The sequence below is a fragment of the Acinetobacter sp. SwsAc5 genome (genome assembly GCF_013391485.1).
GTDB lineage: Bacteria > Pseudomonadota > Gammaproteobacteria > Pseudomonadales > Moraxellaceae > Acinetobacter > Acinetobacter towneri.
In genome coordinates this window covers 30,297-45,866 of sequence record NZ_JACAXD010000006.1, presented here as the reverse complement: position 1 = coordinate 45,866, position 15,570 = coordinate 30,297, and the positions used below count along the sequence as shown (strand labels likewise).

The following is a 15,570-nucleotide window of genomic DNA, read 5'->3' as shown; positions in this document are numbered from 1 at the left end:
AACAAAATAATGAATATACTGAATCGAATACCTATAGCTATCGCAGCTGCACTAAAAGCCTTCTTGGATACTTTTTCTGAACCTTCATCTTCGTATGATCACTCCAAACATAATGGAGTGAACAAAAAAATGGTATGGAATAACCGTCCTAGTTTTTCAATGCGGGGTATCGCTAAATATGAAACCCTGAAATCTGCGCGGGTGGCCTTTTCAACAACCCACTTTCCCGACCTAAATATAATCCTTAAAAATTTATTCACCATTGATACAGTCAAAGTACCAATATTTCTTACCGACATTTCAGGTGTGGTAAGTGCAGGCCAAGAGCAATCTGATAATGAATTGGATTATGTCGATTTAGATCAGTTCGTTGAAGCTGAATCCATGTTCTATGCTGATAAAGTGACTATGGAGAACTTAACAAACCTTTTAAAACAATGCGAAAAAGTATTTAAAAGGGAAAATACTTTTGTGATCTATGGGTGGAGCAATCAGCTTTTTCATAATGCCGGTGATCTTTCACACAGACTTTGTTCTGCGGTTTATATTGCCCGAAAGCTCGGTTACAACAAGGTAATGGTAGATTCACTACAAATGATCCTTATTGATCCACACGTATTAGATATTTTTAATCAAAAATATCATTCTTTTATCGTCCCTAAGTATGAAACTGATTATATCGATAACTACCTAGAAAAACGTAAAGTCGGTTATGTTGCTCTCAGATACGATGAATATTTCCCATGCGGAAGCTATATTTATATTGTTGAGCGTAATTCATTACCAAAAGATCATCAGCTCAAAAAAATCACCATTAACCATCTTGAGCGTGTCTATACCGACTTTAACCGTGTTTTGATTGCACAATACAATGTCCAAAAGCGCAATTCACTACTTAACAACTATCTAGCAATCAAATCAAAATAATAAGGAAAAATAGCATGAGACAACAATCAATTTTTGGGTGCAGACCTGACACCGCAGAAAAACTTGTCGAATACGGCAATGCGCTAATGGATGGCGTTAACAATGTCGAGCAAAGCATCTTGGATCAAACCAAGCAGCTTGGTGCTGAGTTTCAACAGATCATGCTGCTAGATTGCGCTACGATGGCCAAATTCAAAGAATTGCGTCAATCTGCTATCCATGCGCAACTTTGGGAGAGACTGCTAAATCTGATCAATTTTGACACCTTCTATGACCATTCTGCGATTCTAGGTTTTAAGTCTGAACGTCCATTGCCGTTTACTGTAGAAAATGTCAATGAATTCCTACTGGAATTTGGAACCGTATGCGACAAATTTAAAGACCGCCTTTCCAAAGACATCACAGCATGGGTTGATGCCGGTAAATGGGAAATGGACTTTTTGGAAAATGGCCGCGCCATCGGTATGCGGTTTAAGTATGAAGCGGTCGTCAAAAGTGGTGATCATTACGTTTTAAATGACGAATTAAAGCCGTTCCTGACCCGACTAGATTTTCTGTCACATGCAGAAGCCGGAACCCGTTTTAGTGCGCAAAAAGTGAAGTTAAATTTGAGTAGTGAACGTGTACTACCTGAGCTGCATTTCAATATCGGGGATAATGGCCATCTGATCCAATTGTTAGCCTACCCTACCTATTTCACTCTCATAGCACCAAATCACATGGAAGCACTGATCGCCAGTGAAGAATCAGAAGGGATATAAATGACCAGTATATTCAACAAGGTTAAGTCAGCATTAAAACCAAACCCAATGGCTAAATATTTAGGCAAACAGGCCTTGGTCAGTGACTTAAAACTTGAACTCATATTTGCAGACAATTTCAATTCTGAAAGCATCCCGCAGCTGCACGACCTTTACAATATGACTCATGACATTAACGTCAATGTGATCAAGTCTCGTAATCATGATATTGGGGTTGAGATCGCTTCGGCTGCATCACTGTTATTTACAGAAATAAGCCTGCACCGGACTGATATTTCAATTGCTGATGTAAATGCTTTTAAAATGGGGATAGCCGATCTCGGTAATATGTCCATGTATGACAGCATTGAAAGTTTCCATGCTCATTCCGAAAAATATCCTGATCCTTTTGATGCCAATATCAAAACTAAATATCTGACTAGCGCCCAAACTGGTATAGATTTTGAGATTGATGATATTGATCGTTTCAAACTCTTTGGATGGTCAAACCGCTTGATCCTTGAGTCAAGAAATGGCCATAACCGGTTTGCTCATGCTGCGGCACTGGCCAAAAAGCTTGGCAAGGATTTAAAGGTGAAGGCTCCACTTGAAGCAGTTGTTTTCAATGAATTAGAATTTAACGACTTCACTGATATGTATGCTCAATTCTTGGTTCCATTGCAGCAGAATTACGAGATCACAGAAATTTTGGATGAACTGGACATACCCTACATTTCAGTCAAAAAAGAAGAAATCACCGGTGAAGATTATCTATTGATAGTGCAACGTGCGAACTGTCCAAAGGATATACTTGCTGTACTATCAAAAGAATTGACGGATTTTAACGAGATTCTTTCCGATCTATTGCAAGCTCAGATCAGCTCACCGATCTATCAGAAATACATTAAAGAAAATACAGTCTAAACTTGAACAATTTAGGAGATAAAAACAATGTTTGTGATTAAACACTTAGAGTTCGGATACATTGTTCAAAATGGCTCAACCCACGACACGCGATTACTTGGTGAATGTAACTTTCTAAAATTTGAACGTATTCATCAAGCGATCAAGTTTTATAAAAAGGCTAAAATGAAAAGCAGCGAATTTAAAATTCTAAAACTTGAAAACGTCAAAAATGGAGAATATGAAATGAACCTGAAAGCTGCTTAAACTGCAAACAGCCATAGCTATGATGGAAAAACCGGTTAATCCGGTTTTTTTGTGCTTGGAACTAGGTGCTTTTTAGAGGTCGCTCCGCTGACGCTACGTGCCAATGCTTACACATCGGCTCTCTATTCCCCTTTGCTTACGCGGCGGCCACAGGTGCTTGCGCGACCAGTGGGGCTTCGCCGGTTTTCAGAAAATGTGGGGCCGGCAAAAAATCTGCCTATGGATTTGGTTGCTGCATCTAATTAAATCATGTAATTTTAAAAGCATAACTTACATATTTTTACTTTTTTTATTGTGGTATATGGTTATAATAACCACATCAGCAAACAGAGTACATTAGAATGAATACAGTAGCAGTTAATAAAAAAGAATACAAAGTTCAGTTACGCAATATCGGCTTGGAAGGCTATGAATATGATGCACTTCTAGCGGAAGCAACTTGCCGCACAGCTCAGATTCACAACGCCGTGAGCCGCCTGAACTATCGTGAAATTTTGGAAAACCACGGTATTGAATTGGGTGATTGCATAGTAGGCTGCATCATTGAACATTACAACAATCGTGCCATTGTGGGCCACGAAGGTGATGATTGGATTGGCAACATCAAGACTGTCGAGCAGTTTGAAATCACATGGGAAGAAATCGCTAAATAAGCGATCCCCTTTAAAAATACCGGCATTTAAGCCGGTTTTTTTATGTCTGTCTTAAATACCTCTGAAAAAGACTGGTAATTTTATAGTGTGAGTTTTTTAATAAATTATTCATTCAACGAAAAATTATAACTTACACTTGGTTTTAACATTTAAAATCATATATTTACAGAATAAAACCAACAAATTGTGGTATATGCTATAAAATATAAATAATTATAAATTGGGGCATGTTATGGAATATTTACTATTAGTTATAAGTGATACATTTCACTTTCTTTCAGCTTGGGATAAGGTCATTTTAGGCTGCATTTTAATCCCTGCATTAGCGCTTACAGTCGCATATTTTCGCTCAAGTGATCACAGTTTTGAGAAAGCCTTGTTCAGTTTCTTGTGTTTCGGCATCACTGGTATTTTATTTGCCGGTCTGACCCAAGAATGCGAAAACTATCATGCGTCTTATATTAATCAGGTCGTCACAGAAATCCATGAAGATTATCAAAATGGCATCATTCCCGACCTCAAAAAAGATCAGGCATTATCACTGGCACTTGAGATTAAGAAGATGAAATACAAAGGCTACTATTCAAATGCCAATTACAACCATGTGAAATACAAAGTTAAAAAACTGGCCGAGCCAATAAGCAAATCCGTTTAAACAAGTTTACCCTTTCAGAGCAGATTCACACCCTGCTCTTTTTTTCATATATCTTCTTGTTTTTTAAAAGCAATCTTTACACTACACAACATTTGTTCACACTTCATCACTATTTTATTTGTGGTATATGGTTATAATATTATACATAAGGTTGAGATACTGAATGCATCTCAAGTTTCGGCTTTTTGCATATTTGGAGAACCTGCCATGCAAACATTTAACTCAGTTCAATTACTCGGTCATGTTGGCCAACCGCCTGAAATGTTCCAATTCGATGATGGTAACTGGAAAGCTACTTTGAAAATTGCTACGAACTCAGGTTCGGGCGATAACAAAAAGACCCAATGGCACACGTTGGTTTTTTATAACCAAGCAGCACAGCTCGTATCAGCGCTTAAATCAGGTGATGCGATCCTTGTTGAAGGTGCTCTTGAATATCGCCAGTGGACTGATCCACACAATCAAAGTCGTCACTCGGCTGAGATCAAAGTGAACCGTTTCAGTATCGTGAAAGGTGAACTCGGTCAGGTGCAAGGCAATACCAATCAAGGCCAGCAGTTCTATGGAAACCCTGAACCGCACGGCTACGACAATAGCGCTCCTTCTCAGGGTGGCTATGGCAACCAAGGTGGCTACCCAAATCCACCGCAGCAAGGTGGCTATAACAACCAAAATCAAGGGGGTCGCGGTTATAACCAAAGTGGTTACAACAACCGCAATAATGGACGCAAGACATCGGCGTAAGCCACTCAGATTCCGCAGCCTGCTCTGTTGCTGATACTCCGTAAATGGCTGCGGATTTTAATATCGGTACTCTTTTACTCCGATTGTGAGTACCGATTTTTATCAAGTTTTGGCCTGCCGACACCCCAACGGCAGGCTTTTTTTTATCTGTGATTCCGTGATTGTCCATAATCTGACATCCAAAAATCCGCTGTGCTTACGCTACGCACCAATGCTTACTCATTGGCTTTCTACACCCCATAGCTTACGCACTGGCTCCAAATCGCTTGCGCGATCCGTAGAGCTTCGCCGGTATTTAAATAAGAATGCGCCCAAAATTTAGTGCATCAACAAGCCGACCTAAATCAACTAATCAATTCACGATATTTAAAAGCATTCATTAGTGTTTTTATTAATACAATACACTTTAAATCAATAATTTACATTAAGTAACAGCACAAAATGCGGTATATGGTTATAATTTATTTATCAGCAATAGAGTGTATAACCATGAAATTTCAAACTACAGATATCAAAAACTTCATCAGCAAAATTCAGCATCCAAATCTCAATACTGTTGGCCTTCTTGAGCGTATCAAGGATAAAAAAATGCTGATTCAATCTTATGTCCAGTCACAACACTTTAAGGCGTTATTCCTTGCCAAAATCAGCGGATATAGCTCTGATTTAGCACCTGATCTGAATGCTAAAAACCTGAAAACTGGACAGTTGGTAACTTTTACCAATGAATACGGCAATGCTTTCATTAACTGTGAAATTTTGGGGTTCGATAACGATCCTGATTATGGTCGCTGCGTCTATTTAGATTCTAGCTCTTACTGGTTCGCTGTTACTGTAGATTCATTGACGGTTCAGGATGGATACATTGGCCTGACTCAAGATGACCTAGATACGGTATCTGATGACTACGTTGATTCCCTTATGCCATGGGATTTAAAAATCCTCAAAAATGCTGTTTAACACTCAATAGCCTGTCAAATGACAGGTTTTTTTATGTCCATAGAAAAGTGCTGACAAAAAAAAGAGAGCCAATAGCTCCCTTCATTATGACTGGCTGACTTAGTTCAAAAGTTTTAAAAGCGACAATCAATGACGCATAAAACACTAATAAACATCTATTTATCAGCAACTTGATATAAAATATACACATCAACAAACGGAGTTCAAAACCATGTATAACTATCTTGATCAAGCAAAAGTTAAAGCACACTTTGAAAAAAATCCATTAAGCATCACGGCGATCCGGATTCTAAAATCTGATGCAATTACCAATATCTTGAGCTTTAGCGGTGATCGTGATGTTTGCTTTTCAGAAGTTTATGACTACCTTATGAATGCTGATCTTTCAGCTGATGATTTTGAAGAATTATTTGAAAGTGCTTTTGGAGAAGAATTTACTCCAATCGAACAGTTAGAAGGCAATTCACCGGATTATTTAGTTCACTTAATTTCAGAAGGTTTTGAATCGGCTTTGAAAACTTTGAAAGTGATTCTTGCTGAACGTGAAATCGGTTAAATTTCATTCCCTGCACGTTACTTGAAATATCTCAAAGTTTTAGCTCAAGGATTTTGAGCAGTTAGCGGCTGTCCCGCAGCCGCTAATGGCGCTTCGCGCTGTTCAATGATCGTGTCCCTCCACGATCTGAAAACATTTTAAAATTCTATGGCTTTGGCCATGAATTTTATTGTTTTCGCGGCGCTGCTTTCGCAGCTAATCTCTGCTGCAATTTTTTCCCAATTAAATCCTAGCCCCCCCATATAAACGAACTGCCTACAGTTGCACTCGCCTAATGGCTCAACCTTATAGCATGAAGAACAGATGCTTCGCTAACGCTACGATCCGCTGCTGACACACCGGATATCTACTCCCCTTCGCTTACGCTGCGGCCACCGGCGCTTACGCCACCGGTGGGGCTGTGCCGTATTCAGAAAAAGGGAGCGCTGATCAGTACCGGTAAAACGGACAAATGAAAGGTATATATCGAATACTTTTTGAAAAGCATACTTACATAAATTTACTTTTATATTTGTGGTATATGGTTATAATTAATATATCAGCAAATAGAGTATCAACATGATGATTTCAAAACTTAAAAAACTGGATTTAGGCGTAGGATTTTTAGGCGGCTCTCCTGTTGTTTTTGCCCGTAACATTCTTCAAGATGGCGATTATGCAAAAGTGGCTTTCCTTACTGGAAAATCAAATATAAATCTAAAAGAAAACGATAAAATTCTTATTGAAATGCTGTCTGAATTTGATCAACAGAACTATCTTGAACAAGTTAAAGCATTCATTCTTGCGGGAAATTCAACCATTACTTTCGCCAATGACTGTCCTACTGGTAGTTTCATTGATGCAGAAAAACTGTTGGCTGAAACACTGGTCAAATATCCAAAGCTTATGAGCTTTGAGAAAACAGCTATCTTGAATGAAAAACGCATGTTACATAAAATTTATTTAGCCGCTTTAGTTCAAGATGAAGATCGATACGGGATGCCTAATGAGTTCAATTATGAAATTAATTCAGGTCACTTATACCCAATCATTCCTGTCTATAAAACTATTAAAAACATGATTTAAAAATTAATAGGTTGGATCAACTCTGCTGATCATTTGGAAGAAAAATGTATCAGCCTGACCGATGCGTTGGAAGAACTTGGTTTTGATTTACGTCTAGCAGACGATACAAATTTTTGTACTAATCTTGATTTTCATATTCTGTGCTGTACTGATTGCGGATATTGGTATTTGCCCTGCCTTATGCTGAAATCCATAACTGTAGTTTGGCATCCTGTCTTACTTTTTCAAAAAATCCGCTACGCTTACGCTCCGGCCATGGTCGTTTACACAGACCATGGGGCTTCGCCGGTATTCGGAAAAAGGTCCCGAATTTTTTCGTCAGCTGCACCGATGCTTGGCATTTAAATAAAGCTTATCGAAAAGCTCAAAGCGCGTCACTCTATGTCGTTCTAAATTATAAATAAATTGCCTTATTTGTGGTATATGGTTATAATGTACATATCAGCAAATGGAGTATTAATCATGTACGATGAAGTATTATCTTTAGAGTCAGCTCAACATATTTTTAAACTGCAATACGATGAGTATTCTGAAAATCCGCGTAGTGGTGAGTACGGAGATAACATTAGCCATTTTGTTATTCCCTCACATAAATACTCTACTGGTGAATGCCAAGACAAAGTTAATGATGTTCTGCGTAAAGTAGCAAAAGCGCTTGGTTTTGCAGTTTATGGAAAAACAAACCGCGAACTCGTAGAAGCATTTTTGGAAAGTAAAAATAAGCAAATTGGCCGCTATATCGAAATCCAACCGCTTTATGTTTATGATCATAGCGGCGTGACTTATTCAACCTCCCCTTTCCACTGTCGTTGGGATAGTGGCCAAATCGGATGGGTATTCACAACTCGATACGATTATCAAAATTTTGGATTAAAAGAAAAATTCAATCCTGAATCGGCACGGGAAAAAATCGAACAAGAAGTTGAATTTTGGGATAATTATGCTCAAGGCAATACTTATTGCTTCACTGTTGAAGATCGTGAAGGCGAAACACTTGAATCAGTAGGCGGCTTCATTGGTCATTATCGAGAAGTTACCAAAATGATCATTGATGAATATCTATTAGACTACCCTGATCTTGTCGCACTTAAAGACACTATCTGATGATATAGGGATCAAGTCTTATGACTTGATCCCTTCAAAAAATCCCTTCGCTGACGCTACCACCCCTATGCTTTCGCTAGGGGTTTTGGTTTTCCGGATCAAAGAGCAAAAATTTTAAGGCCTGCGTTACCCGACCTTTATATTACTTATTCACTATGTCTTGAAAAGCAATAAATAACATTAAATTACAGTGTTTTACTTAACTATTTGTGGTATATGCAATAAAATATATACATCAGCAAATAGAGTATAAAATCATGGCTAATATCAAAGTAACAGATACCCAAGACATCAAACTTGATCACGGATCATTATTTAATACAGAAGAAGCCCGTGAAAAATATATCAATATGAACGGTAAATTCTGTTTTTATAATAAGGTAGAACTAACAACAGATAAGACTGTAATCGCATCAGCTTGGTATCAAATCGAGTACAACGGCATTCCTTTGAGCCTGCACATCCAAACTAATTTCTTATTAAAGCTCACTCATAATCAAAAAACTAATGTGGTAAAAAACCGTGTTATGGGTGTAGTGAATGAAAATGAACATAGCTTATCCATTCATTCAGTAGATGAAGATTTTGATGGTGACTTGCCTTTTGAGCTAGATCGTAACTACCATTATCGCATCGGGTTGAAGATCAATGGTGAAGTTTTAGAAATCATTGATTTTATTATGGAAAACTTTAAGAAACGTGTGCATGTCGCAGTTAATTATTATTTTATGAACTTACCTTTTTACGCATTTTTAAAATGCCAAAATAAGATCATTGATAAAGTCATTGATGAGAATATCGGTACAGGTTGGGATAATTACCTTGCATGTTCAGTTGACCCATCAGCAAGTCATTACACCTATCAACACCTTTATCCTGAACGACAATACGAATTCTGTGCTTAAACAGTCAGGGAATAGACTACAGTTTATTCCCTTTTTTTTGGGGAGCGCCCCGCTTACGCTCTTGGGCCATCTGCTTACGCAGCTGCCATCCACATCACCCTTTGCTTACGCTACGGCCACCAGTGCTTACGCCACCGGTGGGGCTTCGCCTGTAATCAGATAAAGGATCGCAAATTAATTGCTTCTTTTAAGCAAAAACCATCATTTAAATAAGTAATTTTTAAAAAGCAATAGTGCGACAAGTCTTGTCGTTTTATTAATTAAAACAATAGTTTAATGCATGAAAATAATGGTTTAATCATTTTTAAAATGGTAAAATAACCTTATCAACAAACGGAGTTTAAACCATGTCAAATGCAGCAGAAAAACAAGCCATTCAATTTGAAATGAGCCTGATCCCATTAGAAAAAATGAATGAAACTTATGGTTATAGTGACCTTAACGGCAAATTATTTAATGCCTTATTTTTAGATCATGGTCCTCACCAGTTTGATTTTTTAGAAAAACATTTGCCGATTTTCCTTGTAAAATTTCAAGCGTATTTTGGAATCATCCAACGACTTGTGCACAACGAAGATCGAATTTTGATGCGCGTTGAAAGTACCCCGCGCAATGGCATCCCGTTCCTACTGATCAAGTCCGATCAGGAAAAGATTCGCCTAATCAATCCAATGAATTACAGTGATGAAGTTCTAACAGTTCAAGAAGCTTCACTGGCGCTTTCAGTTTTTACCTACAACTATTTTTATGAAATGGCTAAAACTGAAACCGAGCAAGACTTTTGTATTTTCATGATGGAATACCTCAAGCGCTTGGCTGATTTCAACTATAAAGAGGGCTTAGATCGTGAGCAGCAGCCGCATAATGTTCTTGGCATTTTTTCGCTGATCGATTGATCAGCGCAGGAGTGTAGAAACATGGCTATCAAAACCAGTGAACAAGCAAATGCCTATGCAATGCGTATGTATAACGAAGATTATTGGGAAAAAAAATACATTCCTGATGTCACAGGATTAAAGAAAATTTTGCATCCGGATGCTGAATATACCGAGTACGAATATCGCTACCAGTTACCCGTTAACTTAATCCTAGAGCGTATTTATGTCGGTGATGATGATACTGATCAGTATCCGGACGGTATACCGGACGAATTAGCACCGGATGACCAAGGCAAAATCACATTAGAATTTTATGTCGCAATCGATGAACCGTTTGGCGCGGTAGATTCTAAAAAGATGGATTACCTGAAATTAGTTGATGATTTACATTCTTGTGTGAACTATAAAACAAATGCCACCATGGACGGTGGGATTAACTTATCGCAGAGAGCCACAGACCACCTCCTATATCGCATTTCAGACCTTTACCTATGTTCTGATACCTTTAATCAAAATAAAGGGCTTTTAAGCGCAATTCAGAGCAAAATATGTGAGGGTTTATAAATCGCCTATTGAAGTCATGATCAGCTGAGAGTCAGCTGATCCGACAGCGCTCCGCTTACGCTTCGGGCAATGTTGCTTGCGCAAATTGCTTTTACTGTTTTCAAAGGAGGTGGATTTTTTTTATTTTTCATGATTAGTCATAATACCCCAATTATCTGATGTCATTAATTTTAAAAGCATAACAAAGACTTACATAATATTACTTTTTAAATATGTGGTATATGGTTATAATAACTCTATCAGCAAATGGAGTTAAAAGCATGTCAGCATTTCTAGTTTCAGCAAAACATATCGCTATCGTCTGCAATGCAGTAGTTTTTGATCAGACCAATCAAAGAATTTTCTTTAAATGGCTTGATGACATCAAAAAGTCAGTCCATTTTCCTGACTCGGTTGTTGAGTTTGAAAAACAGTTCATTCAAGAAATCCAAGACTTTGAAGATGAGCTATCTCAGCTTGATAATTTCAAATTACTTGCCAAAATTTTGGCTAATGCGAATTTTGTAAGTCTGCAATATCGCTATCCTAAACATGATCATGGAGATATTGAACTTTATTTATCAAGAGTGCATAAATTCAGTATGCGCGATGATCTTGGAGGGAAAGATTTGAATGTCATTCAATTCCTGAAATTTGTTCATTGCCTGAATTACCAGTCGTGTGAGCACCCTGATTATAAAAAATCATTCGCTTATAAGTTCATCAAGTTAGTTGAAGAATTGGCAATTTATAATAGTCCTGAATACAGCAAAGCGGAATGGTGTGCATAACACCAAGAGCAGTCCGAAAGGACTGCTTTAAAAACCGGCTCCGCTTACGCTTCGGGCAATGTTGCTTGCGCAAATTGCATTCATTCCCCTTTGCTTACGCTGCGGCCCCCTGCGCTTACGCCACCGGTGGGGCTTCGCCTGTTTTCAGGAACAAGGACTCGAAAAAATTGCTGACAACCTATTCGATCTAGCTGCTGATATCAGATTCTTTTTAAAAGCGGTACTGGTGTCATTAATAGGGCATCCTGAACATTTAAAAAATTAAATATTTTCTTTTTTTAATAACTAAATTTAAGTTTTATTACATAAAATTACGATGCTAAAATGTGGTATATGTTATATTAATTACATCAACAATAGAGCTACTTAACTAATTGTTAGTTAAGGTGTAATTGGAGTAACAATCATGAGCTATGTTTGGTTCTTAGTCATCATTCTTAATGAAGGTAGTGTTCACGCTTTTCCAAGTGATTCAGAAGCAGAATGTATGCAGGCCAGTCAAATTTTTCACGATGCAGATACTAACGCTTACCTAACTAAATCTGTTTCATGTATTCCGTCATCAGAATACTTAATTACGGCAGAAAACAAAGATAAAACTGTTAAGCAAGAATTTTTTTATTGATTGGGGAAGTCGAATGAATACTTTGCTAACGAAACCACTTTTTGCTGTTATTTCTGCTGAAACCGCTGCCGAAAATAAGGCACGTTTAACCGAAATTCTCAAAAAAAATGCTGCCAACGCTTCATATCCATTCACGTTAAAATATCCGAAATCCCTACATGGGAAATTGCTACTGGCAACTTATGAATTAAGTTACCAGTATGATCAATCACAGAACATTTTCTTTATAGATGAGGGCATTGATTTCTGCGGAAAGCAGGCAATCTTCATTAAGTCGAATGCTGATGCAACAATTGCCGATCTGTTCCAAAAATTAGAAAAAGACCCATTTAAAGGTGCAGATATTTACGGATCATTTCTTGCGAACTTGATACTGGCGGTACTGGAATATATTGAGAATAACCCTGATCAGGAAACACTAAATAATTTTGATGATTACGAATGTATCCATGCAGTTTATACGTGCGTTTATTGTCAGAAATTGAATTATGAAGCTGACATGGTGCTTGGCTCTATCAAGCCATATTGCTTAGAGTGTGAAAGTTACCAATCAGACCATGATGATTCTGACGACTAAATCGAAAAATGAATAACAGCCCCTTGTGGGCTGTTTTATATGGGCGCTCCGCTAACGCTACGAGCCAATGCTTACACATCGGCTATCTACTCCCCTTTGCTTACGCTGCGGCCACCAGTGCTTACGCCACCGGCGGGGCTTCGCCTGTATTCGGATAAAAGGAGTCGCTATTTGAATAGTATCTTTACCCCGACCTATATCCCATTGTTTGTATGGTTAATTGTAAAAGCAATACTATATTTAACATTAAATTACTAAATTTATATGTGGTATATGTTATATTTATAAGCATCAACAATAGAGATTAATACACGGAGTTACATCAATGAACCTGTTTGAACCTAATAAATTTGCACAGGGTACTTTGGTAGGCTGCAACGGTAATGCAGTTTCACTAATATCACATTTTAGCCAGTGCGCAAGAGACTCAGGATGGTCATCGGACGAAATTTTAAAGGTTGCTAATAAAGCGCGTGAAGCCGATTACAACCACCTTGTTGCTTGTTTAATGGCTCACTTATCAACCAATCCTGATGATTTTAAGGTCGGTATCCTTTTTGATCATGTATCTGCTGAACAGTTTGAAGCAAGCCTGTCCAAACTGGAACAGTATCTATGTGAGCAGTCTAAAAACGGTGATGGCTACCCGTACAATCTCACTAATCCAAACTCACACCATTGCAAGATTGCTATGGCTGTATCCGAACTTATAGACCGCTTCGATAGTGGTGAATGTTTTTATCAAGATGATGGTATTGAAAGTGTTGGCTCTCAAGCAGTTTTCCTTGAGCGAAACACCAATACAGCTATCAGTGAAATGTTTGGCAAGTTGCGCAGCCACATGATCGAAGATGCCAATCTTTATGAAAACTTCTTGGCCAATCTTCTCAATCAAGTATTGTATATCATTGACTCAGAAGATGATAAGGACACCAATGATGATATACATGATTACGAATGTGATTATGGCCTTCGGACTTGTGAGTGTTGTGGTGTGATTCTACACAAAGACCAGTTTGATGATGAATATGGTGAATGGCGCTGTCAGGATTGTATAGAGGAAGTTGAGAGCGATGCAGAGCACGACTTTGAAGAAGATCGAGAATACGATTATGAACCGTAATATTTGATGAAACTGTCAAGTGATGTACCAGTTAAAAATTGATACCCTTCAAGCCCCTTTTCACTAAAGGGGCTTTTATTTCAGCCACCAATTTGTATTGTGCAATATAATAATACTTACATTGCGGCTACATAATTCAACATAATCCAATTTCCTGAAATGTGGTATATGGTATAATTATATTATCAACAACAAATAGAGTAAGACCATGGGTATCAGTGCATTACAATCAATCTTAAATTCTTCAACTGTTAAACTTTCTTTATTTGGTTGTGGCTTATATACAACAGCCGGCTACCGTCCAAATGAAATGATTGTCGATGAACCTTGGCTACTAAGTTCAGAAGATGAGCACCTTGTTCACACTGGCAATCTAGTCTCAATTGATCAAGCTCTTTTAGTGCCAAACGCGGCATCAGCAGATTTCAAAACTGTAAGCGACAACTTTAAGAAATATGTAATGGAAGCTTATGAATCATCTGTAACAGACAGCTTAGATATACAGGATAAAGTTGAAGTACCAGTTCTTACGCATGGTCGTTTTACAGCAGCTCAGGCCTTTAGACTAGATATTGTGCTTGCCGGCGCTGTAGTTAAATTCAAAGATGCTGACATGGCTTATGATTTCCTGATGGATAAAATTGGTGAAGGCCATGCCGAATTTTTACAAGAAAACGGAAAGGAACATCTGCATCCGTTTTACCCTGCTTATGCAGTCCCAACAGTTACCTTTAAAAATACATACAGTGATCAGTTCATTCCATTCTGTTTGTTCAACCGTTATGGCGAATTCATCGGTAATAGTGAGTATGAAATTGAATCAATGGAGATCACTGGCGTTGAACAGGACATTATTCCGGATTTGGGGCTATCCCCTAGTCTGGACGAATCGATCAGCAATTATGAACTGTACCTGACAGTATAGGAGGTCACTTCATGAAAACAGTATTGAAATTCTCTGATGTACTTAAAACAAGAGCTTTTGTTAGCAACATCAACAGTAATCCGGTTGATGATAACTATGAGGTAGAAGCCAGTGAGGTATTTTCTGACCCTACTGGCAAGCCGGATAGCTTAATGCAATACAATTTTGTCGATCCATCTTTAAGACCGATCATTATTGATATTAACTCCGAACTGAAAAAGTTACCGGATAACTCACATCATTCGGGATCATATTCAGTCATGGATGCCTTCGGTGAATGCGTTTACCTTGATTTGGCCAACACAGTTCCTTTCTGTTCTGAGTCACTGGAAGCAAAAATAAAAGGGGTAAGATTCTACAAGTTTTTCATTTCTTATAATGAGGGTGAAACCAGTTATAACGCGCCAAGCGTGATCACTTTGGCTGATTCGGAGGAAAATCTGAATCTTCAAATTCTGAAAATAATTGCTGATGATTTGAACTTAACTCTTGAAGATGATGGCCAACATTACGCTACCACCCCAAACTTTATGGCAGCTTCAATCGGGATCATTGAAGAAATCAACTTCCAACAATTCCATCATTTTAAAGAACTGTTTCCTAACCACGCCTATTGCGGGTGAAGATTT

Annotated in this window: 20 protein-coding genes; all 20 read left to right on the top strand. The window is 38.1% G+C overall.

Annotation, left to right across the window (positions count from 1 at the left end; translation table 11 throughout):
* The first annotated feature begins 9 nt into the window (after positions 1 to 9).
* Entirely contained in the window at positions 10 to 927 is a 918-nt protein-coding gene (locus HYG89_RS04835) for a DUF6685 family protein (RefSeq protein ID WP_178866305.1), read from the top strand.
* A gap of 14 nt (positions 928 to 941) precedes the next feature.
* Complete coding sequence (locus HYG89_RS04830; protein ID WP_178866303.1) at positions 942 to 1,688, top strand: hypothetical protein; 747 nt, start codon at positions 942 to 944, stop codon at positions 1,686 to 1,688.
* Positions 1,689 to 2,591, top strand: coding sequence for a DUF6685 family protein (locus tag HYG89_RS04825; protein ID WP_178866301.1), 903 nt, complete (start codon positions 1,689 to 1,691; stop codon positions 2,589 to 2,591).
* 27 nt (positions 2,592 to 2,618) lie between these two features.
* Positions 2,619 to 2,837: a hypothetical protein gene (locus HYG89_RS04820; RefSeq protein WP_178866300.1), complete on the top strand. Its 219-nt coding sequence runs from the start codon at positions 2,619 to 2,621 to the stop codon at positions 2,835 to 2,837.
* Between the two features lie 341 nt (positions 2,838 to 3,178).
* Positions 3,179 to 3,490 carry a hypothetical protein gene (locus tag HYG89_RS04815; protein ID WP_178866299.1) on the top strand — a complete coding sequence of 104 codons (312 nt, stop codon included), beginning with the start codon at positions 3,179 to 3,181 and terminating at the stop codon, positions 3,488 to 3,490.
* A 232-nt stretch (positions 3,491 to 3,722) separates the two neighbouring features.
* A complete protein-coding gene (locus tag HYG89_RS04810) occupies positions 3,723 to 4,145 on the top strand; it encodes a hypothetical protein (RefSeq protein WP_178866298.1) in 423 nt (140 codons plus the stop codon).
* 207 nt (positions 4,146 to 4,352) lie between these two features.
* The gene (locus HYG89_RS04805; RefSeq protein WP_178866297.1) at positions 4,353 to 4,889 is read left to right on the top strand and encodes a single-stranded DNA-binding protein; all 537 of its coding nucleotides are present in this window, start codon (positions 4,353 to 4,355) and stop codon (positions 4,887 to 4,889) included.
* Positions 4,890 to 5,378: 489 nt separating this feature from the next.
* Entirely contained in the window at positions 5,379 to 5,849 is a 471-nt protein-coding gene (locus HYG89_RS04800) for a hypothetical protein (RefSeq protein ID WP_178866296.1), read from the top strand.
* A 211-nt stretch (positions 5,850 to 6,060) separates the two neighbouring features.
* The gene (locus HYG89_RS04795) at positions 6,061 to 6,405 is read left to right on the top strand and encodes a hypothetical protein (protein WP_178866295.1); all 345 of its coding nucleotides are present in this window, start codon (positions 6,061 to 6,063) and stop codon (positions 6,403 to 6,405) included.
* Positions 6,406 to 6,963: 558 nt separating this feature from the next.
* Positions 6,964 to 7,470, top strand: coding sequence for a hypothetical protein (locus tag HYG89_RS04790; protein WP_178866294.1), 507 nt, complete (start codon positions 6,964 to 6,966; stop codon positions 7,468 to 7,470).
* Positions 7,471 to 7,932: 462 nt separating this feature from the next.
* The gene (locus tag HYG89_RS04785; protein ID WP_178866293.1) at positions 7,933 to 8,574 is read left to right on the top strand and encodes a hypothetical protein; all 642 of its coding nucleotides are present in this window, start codon (positions 7,933 to 7,935) and stop codon (positions 8,572 to 8,574) included.
* Positions 8,575 to 8,831: 257 nt separating this feature from the next.
* Complete coding sequence (locus tag HYG89_RS04780; RefSeq protein ID WP_178866291.1) at positions 8,832 to 9,479, top strand: hypothetical protein; 648 nt, start codon at positions 8,832 to 8,834, stop codon at positions 9,477 to 9,479.
* Between the two features lie 347 nt (positions 9,480 to 9,826).
* A complete protein-coding gene (locus HYG89_RS04775) occupies positions 9,827 to 10,375 on the top strand; it encodes a hypothetical protein (protein ID WP_178866289.1) in 549 nt (182 codons plus the stop codon).
* 21 nt (positions 10,376 to 10,396) lie between these two features.
* Positions 10,397 to 10,921 carry a hypothetical protein gene (locus tag HYG89_RS04770; RefSeq protein ID WP_178866288.1) on the top strand — a complete coding sequence of 175 codons (525 nt, stop codon included), beginning with the start codon at positions 10,397 to 10,399 and terminating at the stop codon, positions 10,919 to 10,921.
* 221 nt (positions 10,922 to 11,142) lie between these two features.
* A complete protein-coding gene (locus tag HYG89_RS04765) occupies positions 11,143 to 11,691 on the top strand; it encodes a hypothetical protein (RefSeq protein WP_178866286.1) in 549 nt (182 codons plus the stop codon).
* A 406-nt stretch (positions 11,692 to 12,097) separates the two neighbouring features.
* Complete coding sequence (locus HYG89_RS04760; RefSeq protein WP_178866284.1) at positions 12,098 to 12,316, top strand: hypothetical protein; 219 nt, start codon at positions 12,098 to 12,100, stop codon at positions 12,314 to 12,316.
* 13 nt (positions 12,317 to 12,329) lie between these two features.
* The gene (locus tag HYG89_RS04755; RefSeq protein WP_178866282.1) at positions 12,330 to 12,893 is read left to right on the top strand and encodes a hypothetical protein; all 564 of its coding nucleotides are present in this window, start codon (positions 12,330 to 12,332) and stop codon (positions 12,891 to 12,893) included.
* 325 nt (positions 12,894 to 13,218) lie between these two features.
* Positions 13,219 to 14,016, top strand: a complete 798-nt coding sequence (locus HYG89_RS04750; protein WP_178866280.1) for a hypothetical protein — start codon at positions 13,219 to 13,221, stop codon at positions 14,014 to 14,016.
* 208 nt (positions 14,017 to 14,224) lie between these two features.
* Positions 14,225 to 14,941 (top strand): hypothetical protein, encoded by a 717-nt coding sequence (locus HYG89_RS04745; protein WP_178866278.1) that lies wholly within the window; start codon positions 14,225 to 14,227, stop codon positions 14,939 to 14,941.
* 11 nt (positions 14,942 to 14,952) lie between these two features.
* Complete coding sequence (locus tag HYG89_RS04740) at positions 14,953 to 15,564, top strand: hypothetical protein (protein ID WP_178866276.1); 612 nt, start codon at positions 14,953 to 14,955, stop codon at positions 15,562 to 15,564.
* The last annotated feature ends 6 nt before the right edge of the window (positions 15,565 to 15,570 follow it).